This is a genomic window from Agrobacterium sp. V1, assembly GCF_030518355.1.
Taxonomy (GTDB): domain Bacteria; phylum Pseudomonadota; class Alphaproteobacteria; order Rhizobiales; family Rhizobiaceae; genus Agrobacterium; species Agrobacterium cucumeris.
The window spans coordinates 2,001,694-2,022,678 of record NZ_JAULSF010000001.1; the positions used below are offsets into that span (position 1 = coordinate 2,001,694).

The 20,985-nt window shown below is 59.4% G+C and carries 20 protein-coding genes; 7 read left to right on the forward strand and 13 right to left on the reverse strand.

Annotated elements, in window-relative coordinates; translation table 11 throughout:
- The first annotated feature begins 310 nt into the window (after positions 1-310).
- The 3 genes from puuD (at position 311) to QSV77_RS09775 (ending at position 3,908) form a co-directional block, all read left to right on the forward strand.
- The gene (gene puuD / locus QSV77_RS09765) at positions 311-1,573 is read left to right on the forward strand and encodes a urate hydroxylase PuuD (RefSeq protein WP_302733303.1); all 1,263 of its coding nucleotides are present in this window, start codon (positions 311-313) and stop codon (positions 1,571-1,573) included.
- Positions 1,570-2,880 (forward strand): guanine deaminase, encoded by a 1,311-nt coding sequence (guaD, locus tag QSV77_RS09770; protein ID WP_302733304.1) that lies wholly within the window; start codon positions 1,570-1,572, stop codon positions 2,878-2,880. Before puuD ends, guaD begins: the two co-directional genes overlap by 4 nt.
- 305 nt (positions 2,881-3,185) lie before the next feature.
- The gene (locus tag QSV77_RS09775) at positions 3,186-3,908 is read left to right on the forward strand and encodes a sulfite exporter TauE/SafE family protein (protein ID WP_302733916.1); all 723 of its coding nucleotides are present in this window, start codon (positions 3,186-3,188) and stop codon (positions 3,906-3,908) included.
- A gap of 29 nt (positions 3,909-3,937) precedes the next feature.
- On the opposite strand, the gene QSV77_RS09780 is transcribed toward QSV77_RS09775, so the two are convergent.
- The gene (locus QSV77_RS09780) at positions 3,938-4,519 is read right to left on the reverse strand and encodes a hypothetical protein (protein WP_271362276.1); all 582 of its coding nucleotides are present in this window, start codon (positions 4,517-4,519) and stop codon (positions 3,938-3,940) included.
- 175 nt (positions 4,520-4,694) lie between these two features.
- On the opposite strand from QSV77_RS09780, the gene QSV77_RS09785 reads away from it, so the two are divergent.
- Positions 4,695-5,828 (forward strand): alpha-hydroxy acid oxidase, encoded by a 1,134-nt coding sequence (locus tag QSV77_RS09785; RefSeq protein WP_302733306.1) that lies wholly within the window; start codon positions 4,695-4,697, stop codon positions 5,826-5,828.
- Positions 5,829-5,956: 128 nt separating this feature from the next.
- On the opposite strand, the gene QSV77_RS09790 is transcribed toward QSV77_RS09785, so the two are convergent.
- Both QSV77_RS09790 and QSV77_RS09795 read right to left on the reverse strand, forming a co-directional pair.
- Positions 5,957-6,301 (reverse strand): multidrug efflux SMR transporter, encoded by a 345-nt coding sequence (locus QSV77_RS09790; RefSeq protein WP_302733307.1) that lies wholly within the window; start codon positions 6,299-6,301, stop codon positions 5,957-5,959.
- Positions 6,298-6,870, reverse strand: coding sequence for a TetR/AcrR family transcriptional regulator (locus QSV77_RS09795; protein ID WP_302733309.1), 573 nt, complete (start codon positions 6,868-6,870; stop codon positions 6,298-6,300). The genes QSV77_RS09790 and QSV77_RS09795 overlap by 4 nt, the downstream gene beginning before the upstream one ends.
- Before the next feature lie 203 nt (positions 6,871-7,073).
- On the opposite strand from QSV77_RS09795, the gene QSV77_RS09800 reads away from it, so the two are divergent.
- The gene (locus tag QSV77_RS09800; RefSeq protein ID WP_302733917.1) at positions 7,074-8,357 is read left to right on the forward strand and encodes a D-alanyl-D-alanine carboxypeptidase; all 1,284 of its coding nucleotides are present in this window, start codon (positions 7,074-7,076) and stop codon (positions 8,355-8,357) included.
- Positions 8,358-8,360: 3 nt separating this feature from the next.
- Here QSV77_RS09800 and QSV77_RS09805 read toward each other — a convergent pair whose 3' ends face one another.
- The 9 genes from QSV77_RS09805 to QSV77_RS09845 form a co-directional block, all read right to left on the reverse strand.
- The gene (locus QSV77_RS09805; RefSeq protein ID WP_302733310.1) at positions 8,361-9,104 is read right to left on the reverse strand and encodes a metallophosphoesterase; all 744 of its coding nucleotides are present in this window, start codon (positions 9,102-9,104) and stop codon (positions 8,361-8,363) included.
- A gap of 5 nt (positions 9,105-9,109) precedes the next feature.
- Positions 9,110-9,466: a hydroxyisourate hydrolase gene (uraH, locus tag QSV77_RS09810; RefSeq protein ID WP_269701954.1), complete on the reverse strand. Its 357-nt coding sequence runs from the start codon at positions 9,464-9,466 to the stop codon at positions 9,110-9,112.
- Positions 9,463-9,963 carry an ureidoglycolate lyase gene (locus QSV77_RS09815; RefSeq protein WP_302733311.1) on the reverse strand — a complete coding sequence of 167 codons (501 nt, stop codon included), beginning with the start codon at positions 9,961-9,963 and terminating at the stop codon, positions 9,463-9,465. Before QSV77_RS09815 ends, uraH begins: the two co-directional genes overlap by 4 nt.
- Positions 9,964-9,966: 3 nt before the next feature.
- The gene (locus tag QSV77_RS09820; protein ID WP_111792579.1) at positions 9,967-10,329 is read right to left on the reverse strand and encodes a DUF86 domain-containing protein; all 363 of its coding nucleotides are present in this window, start codon (positions 10,327-10,329) and stop codon (positions 9,967-9,969) included.
- Positions 10,326-10,619 carry a nucleotidyltransferase family protein gene (locus QSV77_RS09825; protein ID WP_302733313.1) on the reverse strand — a complete coding sequence of 98 codons (294 nt, stop codon included), beginning with the start codon at positions 10,617-10,619 and terminating at the stop codon, positions 10,326-10,328. The genes QSV77_RS09820 and QSV77_RS09825 overlap by 4 nt, the downstream gene beginning before the upstream one ends.
- Positions 10,620-10,671: 52 nt before the next feature.
- Positions 10,672-11,169 (reverse strand): 2-oxo-4-hydroxy-4-carboxy-5-ureidoimidazoline decarboxylase, encoded by a 498-nt coding sequence (uraD, locus tag QSV77_RS09830; RefSeq protein ID WP_142840452.1) that lies wholly within the window; start codon positions 11,167-11,169, stop codon positions 10,672-10,674.
- Positions 11,169-12,092 (reverse strand): allantoinase PuuE, encoded by a 924-nt coding sequence (gene puuE / locus QSV77_RS09835; RefSeq protein ID WP_142840453.1) that lies wholly within the window; start codon positions 12,090-12,092, stop codon positions 11,169-11,171. Before puuE ends, uraD begins: the two co-directional genes overlap by 1 nt.
- Before the next feature lie 204 nt (positions 12,093-12,296).
- Entirely contained in the window at positions 12,297-13,004 is a 708-nt protein-coding gene (locus tag QSV77_RS09840; protein WP_142840454.1) for a DUF1045 domain-containing protein, read from the reverse strand.
- Positions 13,005-13,100: 96 nt separating this feature from the next.
- Entirely contained in the window at positions 13,101-14,309 is a 1,209-nt protein-coding gene (locus QSV77_RS09845) for an FAD-binding oxidoreductase (protein ID WP_302733314.1), read from the reverse strand.
- Between QSV77_RS09845 and mnmD the strand changes: the two genes are divergently transcribed.
- Positions 14,308-15,063, forward strand: a complete 756-nt coding sequence (gene mnmD, locus QSV77_RS09850) for a tRNA (5-methylaminomethyl-2-thiouridine)(34)-methyltransferase MnmD (protein WP_302733315.1) — start codon at positions 14,308-14,310, stop codon at positions 15,061-15,063. The two genes, QSV77_RS09845 and mnmD, sit on opposite strands and share 2 nt — an antisense overlap.
- 33 nt (positions 15,064-15,096) lie before the next feature.
- Here the strand turns inward: mnmD and QSV77_RS09855 are convergent, their stop codons facing one another.
- Positions 15,097-18,795 carry a response regulator gene (locus QSV77_RS09855; RefSeq protein WP_302733316.1) on the reverse strand — a complete coding sequence of 1,233 codons (3,699 nt, stop codon included), beginning with the start codon at positions 18,793-18,795 and terminating at the stop codon, positions 15,097-15,099.
- A 476-nt stretch (positions 18,796-19,271) separates the two neighbouring features.
- Between QSV77_RS09855 and QSV77_RS09860 the strand changes: the two genes are divergently transcribed.
- Positions 19,272-20,747, forward strand: coding sequence for a DEAD/DEAH box helicase (locus QSV77_RS09860; RefSeq protein WP_302733317.1), 1,476 nt, complete (start codon positions 19,272-19,274; stop codon positions 20,745-20,747).
- Positions 20,748-20,985: the final 238 nt, after the last annotated feature.

Here is a 20,985-nt window from a genome sequence, read left to right on the forward strand (position 1 = left end):
CGCTTTCGGAATAACCGCCAGCGAAACATGTCATGGGAGCTTTAAAAGCTCCGCAGCCCTATATTTTAGCACATTGGCGGGCCGCTCACAGGATAATAGCTGAGTCGCGTTAGCCAGCTAAGCACAAACTATGCGGCAGGAAAGGGGTACTGCAACTTTGCCGGGCCTGCCGCAGCGCCTTTGCAGCCAAAACCGGGTTGTGAACACAAGACCATCGGATTGTGAACAATCGCCCCGCCACCTCTGCTTTCCCCTTCCCTAATGGCCAAATTTCTCGCAAGGTGCGCTGCAAAAGGATCAGGGGAACCGCATGTACGAATACGCCATTGCGTGGGAATGGATGGCCTTTGCCGTCCGCTGGCTCCACGTCATCACCGCCATCGCCTGGATTGGCTCGTCCTTCTATTTCATCGCGCTCGATCTTGGGCTGGTCAAACGGGCGCATCTGCCGCCGGGGGCCTATGGCGAGGAATGGCAGGTGCATGGCGGCGGTTTTTACCACATCCAGAAATATCTGGTTGCGCCTGCCCAGATGCCCGAGCACCTGACATGGTTCAAATGGGAAAGCTACGTCACCTGGCTTTCCGGCTTCGCCATGCTCTGCATCGTTTATTACGGCGGCGCGGACCTCTTCCTCATCGACCATTCGGTGCTTGATCTCACCCAGTTCCAGGCCATCTGTCTGTCACTGGCATCGCTGGCCATCGGCTGGCTGTTTTATGATTTCCTCTGTAAATCGCCGCTCGGCAACAACACATGGGGCCTGATGGTCGTGCTCTATGTCGCGCTGGTGGCGATGGCATGGGGCTACACACAGGTCTTCACCGGCCGCGCCGCTTTCCTGCATCTCGGCGCGTTTACCGCCACCATCATGTCGGCGAACGTGTTCTTCATCATCATTCCGAACCAGAAGATCGTCGTCGCAGACCTGATTGCCGGGCGCACGCCGGACCCGAAATATGGCCGCATCGCCAAGCAGCGTTCACTGCACAACAACTACCTGACGCTGCCCGTCATCTTCTTCATGCTGTCGAACCATTATCCGCTGGCTTTCGCGACTGAGTTCAACTGGATCATTGCGGCACTTGTCTTCCTGATGGGCGTCACTATCAGGCACTGGTTCAACACCACGCATGCCCGCAAGGGTAAACCGACATGGACCTGGCTTCTCACCGCTCTCATCTTCATCGTCATCATGTGGCTTTCCACCGTGCCGAAAGTGCTGACCGGCGAGGAGGAGCAGAAGGCCGCCACCCTCTCCCCCATGCAGCAGCAATTCGTCAGCGACGCTCATTTTAGCAAGGCGCGTGATGTGGTTCAGGGTCGCTGTTCCATGTGTCATGCGGCCGAGCCGGTGTGGGAAGGCGTGCCCTTCACACCCAAATCGGTGAAGCTCGAAACCGACGAACAGATCGCCGCTCATGCGCGCGAAATCTATTTGCAAGCCGGCCGCAGCCATGCCATGCCTCCCGGCAACATCACCGCCATCACCCCGGATGAGCGCAAGGTGCTGACCGCATGGTATGAAAGCGCGGTTTCCGGGGCTGGAAAAGCCGAAGGAAAGACTGAATGAGCATGGTTCTGCTGCGTGGCCGCCTGCTGAGCTTCCGCCGCGCGCCGCTCGCAATCGACGATACGCAAAGCTATCTCTATATCGAAGATGGCGGCCTGCTGATCGAAAATGGCAGGATCGCCGCCATTGGCGAATATGCCGATATCCGTAAGGCAGCCCCCGAAGACGTCGAGGAAAAGGACCACCGCCCGCATCTCATCGTGCCCGGCCTCATCGACATGCACCTGCATTTCCCGCAGATGCAGGTTATCGGCTCCTATGCCGCCAACCTGCTGGAATGGCTGAACACCTATACTTTCCCGGAAGAATGCCGCTTCGTCGAAACCGCCCATGCCCAGCGCATCGCCACGCATTTCTACGACGAGCTGCTGCGCCACGGCACCACCACGGCCGCTGCCTATTGCTCGGTGCACAAGACCTCCGCCGACGCCTTTTTCACTGAGGCCATGAAGCGCAACATGCTGATGGTGGGCGGCAAGGTGATGATGGACCGGAATGCCCCGCAGGGCCTGCTGGACACGCCGGAAACCTCCTATGACGAGACGCGCCAAGTGATTGCCGACTGGCACGGCAAGGGCCGCAACCACGTCGCCATCACGCCGCGCTTCGCCATAACCTCCACCCCGAAGCAGATGGAGGCCGCCCAGGCGCTGGCGCAGGAATTTCCCGATCTTTTCATCCAGACGCATCTTTCGGAAAATCTGGACGAGATCAAATACACCTGCGAGCTTTACCCCGAAGCGGCCGACTATACCGATATCTATGTGCGATACGGCCTGATGGGCAACAAGACCCTGCTCGGCCACGCCATCCACCTCTCGGAGCGCGAAGCGGACGTGCTGTCGGAAACCGGCGCGGTGGCCGTGCATTGCCCCACCTCGAACCTCTTCATCGGCTCCGGCCTCTTCCCGATGAAGAAGCTGCAGCGGCGTGAAAAGCCGGTGCGCATCGCGGTTGCGACCGATATCGGCGGCGGATCGAGCTATTCCATGTTGCGCACCATGGATGAAGCCTACAAGATCCAGCAATTGCTGGGCGAGCGCCTGAACCCGCTGGAAAGCTGGTATCTGATGACGCGCGGTAATGCCGAAGCGCTTTCCATGGTCGACCGCATCGGCACGCTGGACGCCGGCACGGATGCCGACATCACCGTGCTGAACGCCTCCTCCACACCCACCATGGCCCTTAAGATGGAAGTGGTGAAAAGCCTGACGGAAGAGCTGTTCCTGATGCTGACCATGGGTGATGACCGCACCGTGGTGGAAACCTATGTGGCCGGCAGAGCGATGAAGAGCGTGCTGGCATAGTTCGGCTGGGGCCGAAACATCCGGTCACGACGTGGTTTATACCATTGAAATATAAGATCGAGCGGGTGCCGCTTGTTTCTTCTCCCCGCCGGGGAGAAGGTGGCCCGAAGGGTCGGATGAGGGGGCAACGCCGGCGATAGACCTCACGCTTGCCCCCTCATCCCGCTGCCGCGACCTTCTCCCCGGCGGGGAGAAGAAGCCCGTGGCACCCGCTCGCTCCACATGATTTCCTGACGCCATCTTGGCCAAAACGTGAAAACCCTCCGGAGCACCCCGTGCTGAATCTAGACACAACCACCATGCTCATGGTTCTCGCGACCTTCATCATCGCAGGCATCGTCAAGGGCGTGACCGGCATGGGGTTGCCCACCGTTGCCATGGGCGTGCTCGGCCTCTTCATGCCGCCGGTCATCGCCGCCGGCCTGCTCATTTTGCCCTCCTTCATCACCAATATCTGGCAATTGTTGGCCGGGCCGGATTTCCGGGCCATCGTGAAGCGGCTGTGGCCGATGATGATCGCCATTGCGCTTGGCACCCTCATCGGCATCCGGCTGATGACATCAGGCACCGGCGTCTGGACCACCTCGGCGCTCGGCCTGTGCCTTGCTGCTTACGCGGCCTATAGCCTGTTTGCCAGACCCGTCTCGATTCCGGCCGGGCTGGAACCGAAACTCTCCCCGGTCATGGGGCTCGCAACCGGCCTGCTCACCGGCGGCACCGGAATTTTCGTCGTACCTGCCGTGCCTTATATCCAGTCGCTCGGTTTCAGCCGGGATGATCTCGTGCAGGCACTTGGCCTTTCCTTCACCGTCTCCACCGTCGCGCTCGCCGCCGGTCTTGCCTCACAGAGTGCCTTTCACGTCGAGCATCTGTCGCTTTCTGCGCTGGCCGTGCTGCCGGCCCTTGCCGGAATGTGGCTTGGCCAGAAAATCCGTACCATCGTCAGCCCGGCGACATTCCGGCGCTGGTTTCTCATCTGCCTGCTCGTGTTGGGCGTTGAATTATTCTTTCGAGCTTTCTGGAGTTAACCCGTGCTGTGGCCAAACCGGCAAGCACCTTATTTTAGCGGCTTGATCGCCGTGTAGCTCACGGTTTCTTCGCTATTGGTACCTTCGTCGTAGATTTTTGCAACCGTTGCAAGCAGATCAGGCGCATAAACCGCGGTCCACCGCTCGACTTCCTCGTCGTTTCTCCTGACGTCGTAAACCACGTTAAAAACATCATAACTGCAATAGCCAATAGAAAAAGATCGCCGTTTTGTAACGTTAAGACTCAGAGTCCACTTCTCCTTAAAGGCATCAGCCTTCAGCGGAATGAAGTCGAAAGTCCGGCGGGCACCGACTTTCAGAGGCCAGAAAGAAGAAAGATTTGATGTGAAATAAGCATTGTAATCTTCGTCACTTCCTGAACGAGAAATTTCGATAAGGCCTTGATAAAGAAATGCCTTTTGTTTTCCGCCGTCAGCAAAGCCATGTTCTACGGAAACGACAGGCCCCGCTGTTTTGAACGCGCTTTGCACGCCACTGTGACTGAGTACAAATCCATTCTTGTCACTCTTAATCGTAGGGCACTCTGCTGCGAGAACAATATTTGGAGATATAAGAGCGGCTGCAAGAATTTTAGAAAAGGAAGATGACATGAGCAACAATTCCACGGAGATAAGGTAACTACAGATTGCCGGTTTCTAATGAAAACTCAACTCTCATTTCTAGATACAAGCGATTCAAAAAACCCTAAAACTACGATCGACGAACTCGCGCATCCAAATAGAATATGCTAGGTGAAGCCATCATTCAAATGTGAAGGCTTTATCCATGGGCAAAATCCTGACCATAGCGGACCTGAAGCAACAGGCTCAGCGTCGTGTGCCGAAAATGTTCTTCGACTATGCCGATAGCGGCGCGTGGACGGAAAGCACTTACCGCGCGAATGAGGACGATTTTGCCAAAATAAAGCTGCGCCAGCGCGTGCTGGTCGACATGACCGACCGGTCGCTGGCCACCGAAATGGCCGGCCAGAAAGTATCCATGCCGGTCGCACTCTCCCCCACCGGTCTTACGGGCATGCAGCATGCCGATGGCGAAATGCTGGCCGCAAAAGCGGCGGAGGAATTCGGCGTGCCCTTCACGCTCTCCACCATGAGCATCTGCTCCATCGAGGACGTCGCCTCCGTCACCTCGAAACCCTTCTGGTTTCAGCTCTACGTGATGAAGGATCGGGATTTCGTCAATAATCTGATCGACCGCGCCAAGGCCGCCGGATGCTCGGCGCTGGTGCTGACGCTCGACCTGCAAATCCTCGGCCAGCGCCACAAGGATCTGCGCAACGGCCTGTCGGCACCGCCGAAATTCACACCGAAGCACATCTGGCAGATGGCGACCCGGCCGCAATGGTGCCTGGACATGGCTCGCACCAAACGCCGCAGCTTCGGCAATATCGTCGGCCACGCCAAGAACGTTTCCGACCTCTCGTCGCTTTCCTCATGGACGGCGGAACAGTTCGATCCGCGTTTGTCATGGAAAGATGTCGAATGGATCAAGGAACGCTGGGGAGGCAAGCTGATCCTCAAGGGCATTCTTGACGAGGAAGATGCACGCGCCTCGCTCGATACCGGCGCCGACGCCATCATCGTCTCCAACCATGGCGGCCGCCAGCTCGATGGCGCCCATTCCTCCATCGCCATGCTGCCGAAAATCGTCGACGCTGTTGGCGACAAGGTTGAGGTGCACATGGACGGCGGCATTCGCTCCGGTCAGGACGTGCTGAAAGCCGTGGCGCTCGGCGCCAAAGGCACCTATATCGGCCGCCCCTTCCTTTACGGCCTCGGCGCTGATGGAAAGCAGGGCGTGACGACGGCGCTCGAAATCATCCGCAAGGAGATGGATATCAGCATGGCACTTTGCGGCAAAAGGCTGATCACGGATGTGGATCGCAGCATTCTGGCGTGATGCTGACGTCGAGTAGATGGGCAGGGCCTCAGAGCCGATGCGCCATAAAGTCCCGCCCTACGCTGCCTCCCTCATCCCTGTTCCCCGGAACAAGCCCGAGGATGTCACAGGGATGAGGACAAGAGAGCCTAGTGCCCCACGGTCTTCGAAAACACATTCACGATCACCACGCCGGTGATGATGAAACCGAGACCGATAACGGCGGCAATATCCAGCGTCTGGCGGAACACGAAATAACCGATGCCGGAGATCAGCACGATGCCGAGCCCGCTCCAGATCGCATAGGCAACCCCGACAGGTATGACGCGCAGCGTGAACGACAGAAGGTAAAAGGCCGCGCCGTAAAACACCGCCATCAGCACCGTCGGCAGCAGCCTGGTGAATTGCTGCGACTGCTGCAGGAATGAGGTCGCGATGACCTCGCAGATAATGGCCGCGACAAGCGCCCCATAGGTGAAAAGTGCCGCGTTCATCGTTCCGTTTCCTTTGTCGTCTGGGCGATCATCCGGGCCTTGAGAGCCGCCCTGTCGCCACCTGCCCTGCAATCATCGGCCAGAAGATCGGCAAACCAGATGCCATCAGCCGCAAGCCGCACCATTTCCAGTACCACCCCGTCATCCGTATCTTTATGACGGGCAAGACGTCCCTCGACCCAGCTGGTCCACATGCGCCGAAGCGACGGCTCACCGACCATGGAAACCGAGATTGCCGCCCATTGCCTGCCCGAATCCCGGTCACGATCATCGAAAACCGCCTTCACGTAGGCCCGCGTGAAGCATCCGTAAGCTTCACAATCCTGTGAGATGAGCGCATCGATTTCCGCGTCCAGCGCCGAAAGAAGGTCAGCCATGACGGCCTCCAGCAAGGCGTGCTTGGAGGGAAAATGGTGGAACAGCCCACCCTTCGTCACCCCTGCCGCATCGGCCACAGCCTGTATGGAAAGTGCCGCAACACCCTGATCAGCAGCAAGTTTCGCCGCGCAGTCAAGGAGGCTGCGACGCACGATCTCGGGCTGCTTCTTTCGTCCGTGAGCATTTGTCATGCTTCAAAACATACCGGACGGTAGGTTTCTTTTCAAGGAAATTGTGAGAGCAGCAGACGGGTTGAAATTCATACTTAATTAAGCATGAAAGCGATCTCTAAAGTTTTAGCGGTTTTGTTGCCGGAAAGTGTCAGTAAAACTTGAAATCAACAGCGGCGGTCAAACAAAAGGGGCGAATTATGTCGGGAACGGTCAAACGGGGAATGGCGGGAACATGGGTCTTCGCGCTCGCCTTCTTTTGCGCGATCCTCTCATTGCAGGCATCGCCGGCGCAGGCCGGCTATGCCCATTTCATCATGGATGCCAATACCGGCAAGGTTCTGGCGTCCCGCAATGCCGATGTGCTGAACCACCCCGCTTCGCTCACCAAGATGATGACGCTTTACATGACCTTCGAGGCGCTGCATGCCGGCCGCATTCGCTGGGATCAGAAGATAAAGATGTCCAAGAATGGTGCAGCCGTCATCCCCTCCAAGCTTTATGTGCGTCAGGGCCAGACCTTCACCGTGCGCGAAGCCGTTTATGGCATGATCGTCAAATCCGCCAACGACATGGCAGAGGGCATGGGCGATCACCTCGGCGGCTCCGAGGCAAGGTTTGCCGAGATGATGACCCGCAAGGCCCGCCAGCTCGGCATGTCGAAAACGGTGTTCCGCAACGCTTCCGGCCTGCCCAGCAAATCGCAGGTGACGACGGCGCGTGACATGGCGAAGCTCGGCCTTGCGCTGCAGCGCGACTTCCCCAAGGAATATGACCTCTTCGCCATGGAATCCTTCAGCTTCCGGGGAAAACGCATCCGTGGCCACAATAATCTGATGTATCGTTATCGGGGCATGGATGGCATCAAGACCGGTTATACCAATGCCTCCGGCTTCAACCTCGTCAGCGCCATCAATGACAATGGCCGCCGCGTCGTCGGCGTCGTGCTGGGCGGCAAGACCGCGCGCAGCCGCGATGCCCAAATGGCAGCCCTTCTCGACAAGGCCGTGCCTCAGGCATCGAGAAGCCGCAACACCGAACAGCTCGTCGCCAGCGCCAATGTCAGCCGCACCTTCGATGTGCCGCCCGCAGCCGTCCCGGCCGCATCGGTACCATTGCCAATGTTTGCCGAACGCCGCTCCGACCCCGTCGCCATGCAGATCGCCACGGCCAACAACCAGATGGCCGACATGATCCAGGTCTCCGCCATTCCGAAACCCTCCCCCGCTGCTGCGATTGGCCAGCCTGCAGGCCAGAGAAGCCGTTGGGAAGTGCAGATTGCCGCTGCCGATAGCGAAGCCGCCGCCCGCTCGCTGCTCGCCAACGCCCGCTCCAACATCGGCAGCTATGCCGGGATCGCCCCCTATACCGAAGCGGTGCAAAGCGGCTCGACAACGCTCTACCGCGCCCGCTTTACCGGCTTTGAAGACCAGTCTTCGGCGGTTTCCGCCTGCAAGGAACTGAAGGCGCAGTCCTACGCCTGCGTGGTGATGAACAGCGAGGGGTAAGTTTTACCGCTTGAGCCAGCCATTCTCCAGAGCATCGGCCAGATACGGAATGCCGTTGACCCGCGCCATCTCGGCCATGGCCAGATTGTCGTAGCGGATATTCCGGAAATAGACCTGCCAGCCGCGCCCGGTTTCTTCCAGAACCGCATAGCTGGCAAGCGGATGACCGGCCTCGACGTGATGCTCGAAGGGCATATCGTCCTTCCAGCCGGGGCAGCCGACGCTACCGGGATTGACGATCAGCCTGCCATCGGAAAGCTGCACCGCGCGGGGAATATGGGTATGGCCGCACAGCATCAGCGGCTGCGTTATACCTTCCGCCCTCGCCTCGATTTCGGTGAGCGGCCGCAGTTTCAGCACACCTTCCGGTGACAGCGTTTCCAGCCAATAGTCGAGATCGCCGTGCGGCGAGCCGTGGCAGCAATAGGCAACGTCCTTGAATACCAAGCTGAAGGGCAGGGTTTGCAGCCAGTCCAGATGCGCAGCAGTCATCTGCGCATGGGCCGGCCTTTCCCAGCTGCCCATATCCTCCGGCGCCCGCTCGATCAATTCCCGGTCGTGATTGCCGCGAATGCTGGGGATCCAGTTGCCGACCAGCACATCACCGGTGAAACCCGCCTCCAGCGGCCCGCTGAAACAATCGCCGAGATTGACGATATCCTTGATGCCAAGCCTGGCGATATCCTCAAGCACGGCTTCAAGCGCGGCGCAGTTTCCGTGAATATCGGCAATGGCGGCAAAGATCATGGCAATCAGCTTCCTCGATAGGTGGAATAGCTATAGGGCGAAAGCAGAAGCGGCACGTGGTAGTGGCCGCTCTCATCGGCAATGCCGAAGCGGATCGGGATAATGTCGAGAAAGGCCGGTTCGGGCAGCACAACGCCCCTGCCGCGCAGATAATCACCGGCATGGAAAACCAGCTCATATTCGCCGGCCTTGAAACTCTCTCCGACCAGCAGCGGCCCGCCATCCACCCGGCCATCACTATTGGTCTTTACCGTCTTCAGCTTCTCGCGGCGATCACCGGAGAGCCGGTAAAGCTCGATCGTCAGCCCTTCAGCCGGCACGCCATGAGCAGCGTCGAGAACATGGGTGGTCAGACCGGTCATGGGTTGGGCTCCGCGATCATGAAGGGCTTATCGAAAAAATGCTCTTCCAGATTGTTGCCCGGCCCTTCGCGGTCGGCAACCAGAAAATCAGAAACCGCCTGTAACGGCATCAGCGGATAATGCCAGACATTGCGGCGGTAATTCACACCCTGGTCCCCGCCTGCCAGAAACACCTGCGGCCGGGCCGGACGGCCTCCGTCATCTTCCGCAACGACGACGAGGAAAGGCCTGCCGGACAGCGGCGAAAAACTCTGGCTGCCGAGCGGATGCCGCTCCATCATCTCGATGTTATGCGGGAATACCCGCGGCTGCCCACGGAAAATATTGAGGATGATACGCGCGCCCTCGCCCGCCGCCTCGGGTGCGGCAAGCGCATGATGCCGCTCGGTCTGGCCGCCATTGATGTGCCGCATGGAAGAAGGCGTGATTTCGATCACATCGCCGAAGGATGCGAATGCTTGCTTGGTAAGGGGTTTTATGTCGAGAAAATCGGTCAAATGTCATTCACCTTGGGCATGCCAGTTTTGCAGAAGTAAGAGTCTGTCCAGAAGATCCGGTATCGCCGTCTGTGTCGTATCCCACACGGTTTCCAGATTGATGCTCAGATAACCGTGCGCGATCCTGTTCCGCATGCCGCGCATCTTGACCCACGGGATATCCGGAAAATCCGCCACGAAAGCTGGAAACTCTTCCATTATCCGCGCCGTCGTCTCGCCGATAATCAGAAGGTTCATCGCCACCGCCCGTTGACGGACCAGATCAGCCAGAAATTCGTCCTTTGTCTTTAATCGAACAAAGTCGATGGTTTCCGAAGCGATCTGTCTGATGTCCTGAAGATAAACATGCAGTCGCTCGGCGCTCATACGGGCTTCGCTTCCTGCAGAACCTTCACACGAACACGCTCGGGAAAGTCCCCTGGCGTCAATAGATGAATTTCTGTGCCGCGCATGATGGCTGATAGCTCTTCCAACAGGCCGCCCAGATCAAACAAGGTGGCACCCGGCAATGCATCCACCAGAATATCGAGATCGCTGTCCGGCCGGTCCTCACCGCGGGCAACGGAGCCGAACACGCGGGGGTTTGCCGCGTTGAAGCGCTTCGTCGCTTCGCGGATGGCTTCCCTGTTGTTTTCCAGTACCTCGGAGGGTCTCATGATCTCATCTCCAGACAGCACGATCCTAGCAGAACGGCCACCGCTCGCCAATTCAGCCCTCCGGCAGCATCGCGGAAAGGCGCAGCCAGGCGATCTTTTCCACCTGCGCCGTCGCGGTCGCGGACTCTTGCGCCGCATCATTGCCGATACGGGTCTCGAAGGCGGAAAGAATATCGTGCCTGTTCAGCCCCTTGACTGCGATGATGAAGGGAAAGCCGAATTTCTGGGTATAGGCGCTGTTCAGCTCGGTAAAACGCGCATGTTCCGCCGGCGAAAGCCGATCGAGCCCCGCACCTGCCTGTTCGCTCAGGCTATCGGCCGTCAGCTCGCCCGCAATCGCCAGCTTGCCGGCAAGATCGGGATGCGCCCGCAACACTCCGAGCCTTTCAGCCTCGGAAGCGCCACGAAACTGCGCGGTGAGTGCGGCGTGAACCACCTTCGCCGTCAAATCCCCCTCATCCACACCGGCATCATAGGCCCGCTCGGCGATGAAGGGCGAATGTTCAAACACGCCACCGAACCGGGCGACAAATTCCTGCCGCGCCGACATCACGGAGCCACCGGCTTGTGATGTTCATGCCAGTGCCGGGCGATTTCGATCCGCTGCGGGATCCACACCTTGTCATGGCTAAGCACATATTCGATGAAACGACGCAAAGCCGCGGCGCGACCGGGACGGCCGACAAGGCGGCAATGCAGACCGACGCTCATCATCTTCGGCGCGCCTTCAGCGCCTTCCTGATAAAGCACGTCGAAAGCATCTTTCAGATAGGCAAAGAACTGGTCACCGGAGTTGAAACCCTGCGGCGTGGCGAAACGCATGTCGTTGGTGTCAAGCGTATAAGGAATGATCAGGAAAGGCTCTTCTTTCGCGCCCTTCACCCAATAGGGCAGATCGTCGGCATAGGAATCGGACGAATAGAGAAAACCGCCCTCTTCCATGACGAGGCGCAGCGTATTGTCCGAAGGCTTGCCCTGATACATGCCGTAAGGCCGTTCACCGGTCACCTCCTTATGCAGGCGCACCGCTTCGGTTATATGTTTGCGCTCTTCCTCTTCGGAGAAATCCTTATATTCCAGCCAGCGATAACCGTGGCTGGCAATTTCCCAGCCGGCTTCCTTCATGGCCGCGACGGCTTCCGGATTGCGGGCCATGGCGGCGGTCACGCCATAAACGGTGGTGGTGACGCCAAGACTTGTGAACATGCGCCACAGCCGCCAGAAGCCGGCGCGCGAACCATATTCGTAGATCGATTCCATATTCAGGTTGCGTTGGCCCGGCCAGGGCTGGGCGCCAACGATTTCCGACAGCAGCGATTCCGAGGCCTTGTCATTGTCGAGAATGCAGCTTTCGCCACCCTCCTCGTAATTGATGACGAATTGCACGGCGATACGCGCGCCGCCCGGCCATTTCGGATCGGGAACGTTACGGCCATAGCCCACCAGATTGCGGGAGTAATTGTCGGAAATCATTCAGCCACCCAAGACATCTCTCCCAAGGCGGAAACCGATTTCGGGAGACATAAACAAATCTCCAAAGTGCACCGGCCCGGAATGGGTAAACGGCGCAAACTTCGGATATGCGATGCCGAACGGTATCATCCGCATCCGGAATGTCGAGATCAATTTTGCCGACATTCCGATGCTTTTTTGTATACGATTATGGGCAGCTTTTTCTCAGGCAATCTTGCGGGCGGAAACGCGGCCCATGGGATGCAGCGAATGCACCCGGAAGGGCGCACCCGGCTCATCCTCGATGAAAAGCGCAAGGCTGGAAAATTGCAGTTCCCGGGTCAGCAGCGGCTCGAAAACCTTGCGAACGGCACGCTCGACTCGCTGGCTGCTGGCTGGCTCAACACCGCCCGTCAGCGACATCTGGAACCGGAACTCATCCATCACATGCGGGCTGCCCCAGCGATGCAGGTTGGTGAGCTGCGAGGCTGAAAGCCGGTCCGGATCCGCCCGCTCGATTTCCGCCTCGGACAGCGGCGCGCGGTAACGGTCGAATTCCTGCACCACGCGGGCGGCAAAAAAATGCAGCACTTCGCAGGGGCGCTCGGGAACGAGGCTGAAGACATTCCCATGCCTTGCCACCACGAGTTGTGGAAGCGTGAAAGGGTCCTGCTTGCCGGAAAAATACATCAGGTCGCGCAACAGCGCGGCCTCGGAGTGGCCCTCGGCAAGCCGGAAAGGCGCCTTGATCGTGCCATGGAAACCGTAACGGCGCGGCAGCGCCGTGTGGTATGAAATCTCCTGCATGCCGAGATCGATCATGCCCGGCGGCTCCACGGCCTGACCGGAATAGGCATCGCGCCCCAACCACGCGGCGGCTGCCTGCGTCAGGGGGTCATTGGGGGTAGGCGTGAAATGAATGGCGTATCGCATGCGCTGTCACCTCGCCGCAAAAGCGGCCAAACCGGCCTCGTTGCAGGCCAGCAAATAGGTGATTTGCGTGACAGATTAACGACGTGGACGGCCTGGTCAGCACTTTCTAAAGTCCGTGACGGCAATATTCACGTGTTGTTGAAGGCGAAACCCGGCGGGTACGTCAGCGGTCTCCCCGCACACGGTTTGCAAGGCCGCATCGGCAAGAAAATGGGCAAGACCGAAGCTGACCTTGAAGCCACCCGAAAGCGCGACAAGCTTCGGATAACCGGCAACCGACCCCACCATCGGGTCTCTGCCGACCGCCTTCGGCCGCAGGCCGGCCCACCGTTCCAGAACCGGTGCGTGGGCAAGCGATGGCACCACGCTACATGCGTCTGCAAGCAGCTTTTCCAGCTTTTCGTCGGTGCTGAAAGGCTCAGAAAAACAATCTTCGCTGGTACTGCCGATGGCGACGGTGCCATCCTCATGCGGCACGATGTAAAGACCGTTGAGGAAGACGACCGGCATGGCCGGATCAGCCGCCGCGTCAAGAAGCGCCGCCTGCCCCTTCACTGCCTGCCCGAGTGCAACACCGGCCTCCAGACCCATCGCGTCACGAAGCAGGGGAAAAGAACCATGTCCATTGGCGACGACTACATGGCCGAAGGCAACCTCATCTCCCGAAGATAACATCGCCCGCCCAGCTTGCGGGTCGACCGAAACCACCGAACACCGTTCCACCACCCGCACATGTCGGGCCTTGCGGAGAAAAGCCGAGAGAAGGGCGATCATCGCGCGCGGCGAAACCCTCGCCGCCAGCGTGTCCATCACAAAGCCGGCCTGCCCTGCCGCATCGTCCACCCAGTCTGCCACCGAAGGCCTGTCGCCGACATGCCAGTGGAACCGGCGCTCACCCGACACCCAGTTTTCCCCGGCATCCCGTTCGTGCCGCTCCGCGATGTCCCGCAGATGCGGTTTCGGCAAAGGAATGATCCGGCCGCAACGGCGATAACCGGCCGAAAGCCCGGTCTCGGCCTCCAGCCCGGCAATTTCCGTTTCCAGCGCCACAAGCGCATCGAACTGGAACTGCTTCTTGTCCGACCAGCGATCCGGCATATGCGGCATCAAGGCGCCAAGCAGCCCGCCGCTCGCCCCGCTGCCAAGCTGCTCCGCCTCCACCAGCAGGGTGTCTATTCCCAGCCGTTCCGCCTTGACGGCGGCCCAGAGCCCCATAATGCCGCCACCAACGATGAGGAGCGGCACGGAGCCCGGCAATCTTGGAGATTGACCCTGTTCGAAAGCAGGACTATCGGCATTAGCCATGAAAAATTCCAACGACTTTATCCCAGAGGCTGGCACGGAGACCGGTTCCGCAACCGGAGAAACCCGTACCGCACTCGACTGGCGTGACGGGGATATGCCCTATTCGCTGGCCTTTGACGACCATTTTTATTGCCAGACGGATGGCAGGCTGGAATGCGGCCATGTCTTCCTGTCCGGAAACGGCCTGCCGGAGCGTTGGCTTGAACGGGAGGGCGTTTTCCGTATCGGTGAGCTGGGCTTCGGCACCGGCCTTAATCTCTGCGAGACATGGCGCCAGTGGAAAGAAGCCCGCAACGGCCACTCCACGCTGCATTTCATCTCCTTCGAGCTCTATCCGATGAAGGCGGACGAGATCGACCGGGCGCTTTCCCGCTGGCCGGAGATCGATCCCGAGCGCGAGGCGCTTGTCGCCCTCTGGCCGGAAGAGCCGCAAGGCAGGGTCGACATCGCACTGGATGACGAGACGCGCCTGACGGTGGTCTGCGGCGAGGCCTTTGCCGGAATCTCCAGCAGCGATGAGAGTTTCGACGCGTGGTTTCTGGATGGCTTCGCGCCGGCGCGCAATCCGGACATGTGGTCGCTGGAAATCATGCAGGCGCTTTTTGCCAAAACGGCGCCGGAGGGCACATTCGCCACCTACGCCGCCGCCGGTTTCGTTCGCCGCAACCTCATCGCCGCCGGTTTTGACCTGGAGCGGCGCAAGGGCTTTGCCGGAAAGCGGGAAATGCTCTGCGGCACCAAACGGCCCGCCTGAGGCAATTCCGAAAATCCCCGCAGCGCCGGATGATCAGACGCCCGGCGCGTCACGCCGGGGCATGGCATCCCCCAGCCACTGCGCGATCTTGTCCTCGAGGATTTCGGGACTGATCGGCTTCGACAGATAATCATCCATGCCCGCCTGCAGGCAAAGTTCCCGGTCAGCGTCCTGGGTATGGGCGGTAACACCGATGATCGGCACATGCCGGCCGTCCGCCGCCGCCTGTTCGGCGGCGCGGATGGCAAGCGTTGCCTGATGGCCGTTCATGACAGGCATCGAGACATCCATGAGGATAATGGCGGGATTGTTTTCTTCCCACGCCTGAACCGCCTTCTTGCCGTTGCCGACGATCAGGAAACGCAAACCCGCCTGCTGCAAAATCTGGGTGAAGACAATCTGGTTGACGTCATTGTCCTCGGCCACCAGCACGTCGATCAGGCTCGGCCGGCGGCGTTCGGAAACAGTCGGGGCCGCTGGCAGAATGCGCTGTTTCTTTTCAGCCAGACGCCTTTCCGGGCGCACCGGCCCGCCGCCTGCATCCAGTGCCAGCGGCTGCAGGCGGGCGCGTTTCAGCCGCACGTCGCGCACCACATCGAACAGGGTGGAGCGCAAGAGCCGCGCCCGCGCCGGTTTCATCAGATGCGCCTGCACGTTGAGATCGGTAAACAGCGTCTCGTCACCCACCACATCCATGGAGGTCAGGAACACGATGGCAATCTCATCGAAACGTTGGTCCGCGCGAATACGCTCGACCACATCCAGGCCGTTCATGACAGGCATATGATAATCGAGGATGATAGCGTCGATGGCAAAGCCGAGCGACACGGCCTCCTGCAGCACGGCGATGCCGGACGGGCCGTCCTCCACCGCATGGCCATCAATACCCCAGGTCTTCAGCTGCTCGGTCAAAATACGGCGATTGACGTCGTTGTCGTCGATGACCAGCACCCGGATATCGTCGATCGCCACGGACATGAGCGGAACGTCGCGCCGCCTTTCGGTGACCTGAAACGGAATATTGACCTCGAAGGTCGATCCCTTGCCGACCTCGCTCACGACATTGATCGAACCGTCGAAAAGACCGACAAGGCCGACCGTGATCGCCAGTCCAAGCCCTGTTCCCTCGTGCCGGCGCGTCGCCGAACCATCCACCTGGCTGAACTTGTCGAAGATCGTCTCGAGTTTGTCAGGCGGAATGCCGATGCCGCTGTCTTCAACGCGCAGCGAGAGCATGGTTTCCGACGCCTCAGCCGATTGCGCGGCAAGCTCGATCAGCACATGCCCCGTTTCGGTGAATTTCACGGCGTTGCCGACGAGGTTGGTGACGATCTGGCGGAACCGCCCGGCATCGCCCATGACCTTGCCGAAAACTGACGGGTCGATCCGGACAACCCGTTCGATGTCCTTTTCCAGCGCCGCCGAGGAGAGAAGCGAAACCACATCCTCCACCGCTTCGGCCGGATCGAAAGGCACGCTGCGCAGCTTCATCTGTCCGGCCTCGATCTTGGAAAAATCGAGAATGTCGTTGATGATCGTCAGAAGCGCATTGCCTGACTTGACGATGATATCGGTGAAAGTCTTCTGGCGCGTGTCCAGATTGGACTTGGCCAGAAGCTCCGCCATGCCGAGCACACCGTTCATCGGCGTGCGGATTTCATGACTCATATTGGCCAGGAATTCCGATTTGGCGCGATCCGCCGCTTCCGCCCGCGAAAGCAGCCGCTGCAATTCCTCTTCACGCAGCTTCATCTCGGTCACATCGGTGACGATGACGAGCCAGTAATTGCCGGAACTGTTGGTGGCTTCCAGATTGAGCCAGGTTTTGCCAGCCACATGGATGAGCCAGGAAAACGGCTGGTTGGCGGCAATATTGTCTTTCCAGGCGGCAAGCGTTGCGGCCGCCTCCTCGGCGGTGCCGAAATCTCCGCGCTTGGCGCAATGGGCAAAGAAGCCCGACCAGTTGCGGCCTTTTTCCAGCAGATGCGGCGGCACGTCGAACATCCGCGCCATCGCTTCGTTGGACATGATGATCGTGCCCTGCTCGACCAGCACCAGGCCCTGCGCCATGGCGCGCGTGGCGCCCTGCATATATTCGCCGACGCGCTCCAGCTCGGCCTTGGCCTTCATGATCTCTGCATCGCGCATGCGCACATCGGTCACGTCGGCATAGGTGCTGAGGATTTTCCCGCCATCGAGGCGGGTTTTCGAGATGACGGTGACCTTGCCGCTTTTGCTGCGCACTTCGCGCGGAGCAGAGGCCTCCTTGCTGAGAAGTCGCGCCGTTCGCTGACTATAAAGATCGTCGAAAGACATGTCGCCATAGTCGTAAAGGCCGCTTTCGAAATTCAATTCCATGAATTCGCGATAGCTTTTGCCGACCAGCGATTTCTCGCCGCCGATTTCGCCCCAGACCTCATAAAAGAACGGATTGACATATTCGATGACGAGATCGGCGTTGATGAGCAGCACGCCCACCGGCAGGGCATGAAGAATCATCTCCAGCTGGCGGTGCAACGCTTCGGCCTGTGCCTGCGCCGCGATCAGTGCATTTTCACGGTCCTGCAACAGGCTGACATCGGTGACCGAGCCGACCAGATAATATTCGTCGTCAGGCGTTGCCACCCGGCCGAGGCGGGTAATGACGGGAACGGAGCTGCCATCCGGCAGCGGCAGGGTTTCCGCCTTCTCGATTGCCTCGCCCGTTTCAAGCAGCCGCTCGTTTTCAAGCCGGGACTGCTCGCCGGTCGCCGGAAACATCTCGTTTTCGGTCTTGCCGATAAAATGGGCGAGATCGCCTCCGACGAATTTCTCGTAGGCCGCATTGGCAAAGGTCAGCCGCCTGTCGTGATCCCTCAAAAAAACCGCCACCGGCAATTGTTCAAGCGCGGCGCGCAGCAGCCAGGTCTCGCGGATCTGCGTGCTGAGCAGGGTCTCATGCGCCTTGAACTCGGTCACGTCGATGCGCAGACCCACCAGCATGCCGTTTTCCAGCCGCTTGTTGACCATGCGCACCCAGCGGCCATCGGCAAACTGCTCCACCCTTTCCAGATAGGGCAGGGAAAAATCCCGCAGCTGCTCCTGCTTCCAGCTTTCAAAAGCCTGATCATCCTCTTTCGCGCGGCTGTAACCGCTTGAAAAATAGACCGCTTCCATCAACGCTTCGAGCCGCATGCCCGGCTTCAGCGCAACACCGAAGGCACTGTAGAATTCCAGGAAGCGGGCGTTGCAATAAATCAGCCGGTTTTCTTCGTCATAGATAACGATACCGGCATCGATGAGATCGATCACGCCACTGCCGAACAGCAACTCGGAGGCGTTATCGCCGCTGGAAAAGCCCTCAATGGCAACCGCCGGCATTTCCTCGAATGCTTCGAACAGGAAAAGATTGCCGTCATCGCCGATAAAACGTTCGCAACGAAGCGTATATGGCCCGGAAGACGCCGCACCATGACAGGCGATCAGCTCATCCGTGGCGAAAACCAGCGAGCGGCGCTCCCTGTCTTCCCGTTCGGCATCGCGAATATCGGCGGAGAGGGAAAAGCTCGTTTGCCCCTGAAACGCTGCGGGTGGACGCCCCATGATCCGGCCATAGGCGGCATTGACCATGAGATAGCGCAGCTCGCTGTCCTTGATGCACGCGGGCAGGTCCAGGGCGGCGACGGCCCTGTAAGCTTTTTCCAGCAACCCGCTGCCTTCGGTCAATCGATACTCCACACCGTGCAGTTCCATTTCTGTCGAATCAAATATTTCCGGATATCGTCGTAAAAACGTTATGTGATAAAATCGCCGTTTGCTATGTACCGCGCGGCACTGCTACCCTTTTTTAACCATAAATATTCGCTCCGATGCGCCATTCCGACCATAACCGGCCGACCTTGCGCATGGCTGCCATGCGTCGCGGGACAGCGGCGTTATAAAACTATCGCTTGACTTTAACGCGCAAAACGCCCACATGCCGGTCAAGCTTTCACCTTCGGCAGCCGCGTGAGCTGCAGCGTATGTCCAGAACGACTTGTTCCAAGAGAAATCTGGCCCGCATGAAGGAAAAGCGCAACGAATACAGAAGACGGCATTTGCCGCACTGATGCGCAGAAAGTTATTCCAACCCACAAGTTCCCAATTCACGCGGGGTTCTTGACGCCGAAACCACCGGACAGCAGCCCTGCTCCGGCTGAGTTTGTTTTGGCGCCCCGAAAGGCAATATATTGACCAGTTTTAGCGAACTCGGCCTCTCCGAAAAGATTGTGGCCAGCGTTACCCAGCTTGGCTACACAACCCCGACCCCCATTCAGGCAAAATCCATTCCGCTGCTGCTCGAAGGCCGTGACCTCATCGGCCTCGCACAGACCGGCACCGGCAAGACCGCAGCCTTCGGCCTGCCGATCATCGAAATGCTGATGAAGCAGGCCGACCGTCCGGCAAACCGCACCACCCGCACGCTGATCCTTGCACCGACCCGCGAACTGGTGAACCAGATCGGCGAAAACCTGCGCTCCTTCGTGAAGAAGACGCCGCTGCGCATCAACCAGGTTGTCGGCGGCGCGTCGATCAACAAGCAGCAGCTGCAGCTCGAAAAAGGCACCGACATCCTCGTCGCCACGCCCGGCCGCCTGCTGGACCTGATCGCCCGCAACGCCATCTCGCTCTCCAAGGTCACCTATCTGGTGCTTGATGAAGCAGACCAGATGCTCGATCTCGGCTTCATCCATGATCTGCGCAAGATTTCCCGCATGGTTCCGCCCAAGCGCCAGACGTTGCTTTTCTCGGCCACCATGCCGAAGGCGATTTCCGAGCTTGCCAGCAACTTCCTGACCGACCCGATCAAGGTCGAGGTCACGCCTCCGGGCAAGGCTGCCGACAAGGTCGAGCAGTACGTGCATTTCGTCGCCGGCAAGAACGACAAGACCGATCTCCTGAAGAAGTCGCTGAACGAGAACCCGGACGGTCGCTCGATCGTTTTCCTGCGCACCAAGCACGGCGCGGAAAAGCTTTACAAGCATCTGGAACATATCGGTTTCAAGGTCGCCTCCATCCATGGCAACAAGAGCCAGGGCCAGCGCGAGCGGGCACTGAAGGGCTTCAAGGATGGTGACATCAAGGTTCTGGTCGCAACCGACGTCGCCGCCCGCGGTATCGATATCCCGGCCGTGACCCACGTCTTCAATTACGATCTGCCGGAAGTGCCTGATGCCTATGTTCACCGCATCGGCCGTACCGCCCGCGCCGGTCGCGACGGCATCGCCATCGCTTTCTGCGCACCGGACGAAACCCGCCTGCTGCACGACATCGAAAAGCTGATGAAGATCGATATCCCGGTCGCATCGGGTGAACGTCCGGCCGGTCTCGCCAGCCCGACGCGCCCCAACAACAACCGTGGCGGCCGCAACAACAACAATGGTGGCCAGCAGCGCGGCCCGCGCGAAGGCGGACGTCACAATGGCGAATCCCGCCCATCCCGCAACCACGCACCGCGCGATGCGGACAATGATCTGGAAGTCACGTCCGACTTCAAGCGTGTGAAGCAGGCTGAAGGCGACGCAGGTCGTCCGGCCGGCCCCCGCAAGCACCGCCGTCCGGCCCGCAAGCCCGGCGGCAGCGGCGCCAACCGCCACGCACCTGCTGGCGGCAACGGCCAGGAAAAGCGCGCTTCCGGCAACGGCCATCGCGGCCGCAACCGTTAAGTTGCTTCGCGTGGATTGAGGACACTCGCGGCCCATTTCTTCTCCCCGCCGGGGAGAAGGTGGCCCGAAGGGTTGGATGAGGGGTAAGTCCTCCGAAATCCGGCAACGGCGCCCCCTCATCCCGCTGCCGCGGACTTCTCCCCCTCGGGGAGAAGAAGCAAGCGACACCCGCTCGGTCTATTATGCGGTTGTTCTCTTCCGAGACGACTTCAGATCACACCCCCGCAAGCCAGCAGCC

Excerpts from the sequence above, each read along its gene's own strand:
- puuD (WP_302733303.1), top strand. The coding sequence starts at position 311 with ATGTACGAATACGCCATTGCGTGGGAATGGATGGCCTTTGCCGTCCGC.
- guaD (WP_302733304.1), top strand. The coding sequence starts at position 1,570 with ATGAGCATGGTTCTGCTGCGTGGCCGCCTGCTGAGCTTCCGCCGCGCG.
- QSV77_RS09775 (WP_302733916.1), top strand. The coding sequence starts at position 3,186 with ATGGTTCTCGCGACCTTCATCATCGCAGGCATCGTCAAGGGCGTGACC.
- QSV77_RS09780 (WP_271362276.1), bottom strand. The coding sequence starts at position 4,519 with ATGTCATCTTCCTTTTCTAAAATTCTTGCAGCCGCTCTTATATCTCCA.
- QSV77_RS09785 (WP_302733306.1), top strand. The coding sequence starts at position 4,695 with ATGGGCAAAATCCTGACCATAGCGGACCTGAAGCAACAGGCTCAGCGT.
- QSV77_RS09790 (WP_302733307.1), bottom strand. The coding sequence starts at position 6,301 with ATGAACGCGGCACTTTTCACCTATGGGGCGCTTGTCGCGGCCATTATC.
- QSV77_RS09795 (WP_302733309.1), bottom strand. The coding sequence starts at position 6,870 with ATGACAAATGCTCACGGACGAAAGAAGCAGCCCGAGATCGTGCGTCGC.
- QSV77_RS09800 (WP_302733917.1), top strand. The coding sequence starts at position 7,074 with ATGGCGGGAACATGGGTCTTCGCGCTCGCCTTCTTTTGCGCGATCCTC.
- QSV77_RS09805 (WP_302733310.1), bottom strand. The coding sequence starts at position 9,104 with ATGATCTTTGCCGCCATTGCCGATATTCACGGAAACTGCGCCGCGCTT.
- uraH (WP_269701954.1), bottom strand. The coding sequence starts at position 9,466 with ATGACCGGTCTGACCACCCATGTTCTCGACGCTGCTCATGGCGTGCCG.
- QSV77_RS09820 (WP_111792579.1), bottom strand. The coding sequence starts at position 10,329 with ATGAGCGCCGAGCGACTGCATGTTTATCTTCAGGACATCAGACAGATC.
- QSV77_RS09825 (WP_302733313.1), bottom strand. The coding sequence starts at position 10,619 with ATGAGACCCTCCGAGGTACTGGAAAACAACAGGGAAGCCATCCGCGAA.
- uraD (WP_142840452.1), bottom strand. The coding sequence starts at position 11,169 with ATGTCGGCGCGGCAGGAATTTGTCGCCCGGTTCGGTGGCGTGTTTGAA.
- puuE (WP_142840453.1), bottom strand. The coding sequence starts at position 12,092 with ATGATTTCCGACAATTACTCCCGCAATCTGGTGGGCTATGGCCGTAAC.
- QSV77_RS09840 (WP_142840454.1), bottom strand. The coding sequence starts at position 13,004 with ATGCGATACGCCATTCATTTCACGCCTACCCCCAATGACCCCCTGACG.
- mnmD (WP_302733315.1), top strand. The coding sequence starts at position 14,308 with ATGAAAAATTCCAACGACTTTATCCCAGAGGCTGGCACGGAGACCGGT.
- QSV77_RS09845 (WP_302733314.1), bottom strand. The coding sequence starts at position 14,309 with ATGGCTAATGCCGATAGTCCTGCTTTCGAACAGGGTCAATCTCCAAGA.
- QSV77_RS09855 (WP_302733316.1), bottom strand. The coding sequence starts at position 18,795 with ATGGAACTGCACGGTGTGGAGTATCGATTGACCGAAGGCAGCGGGTTG.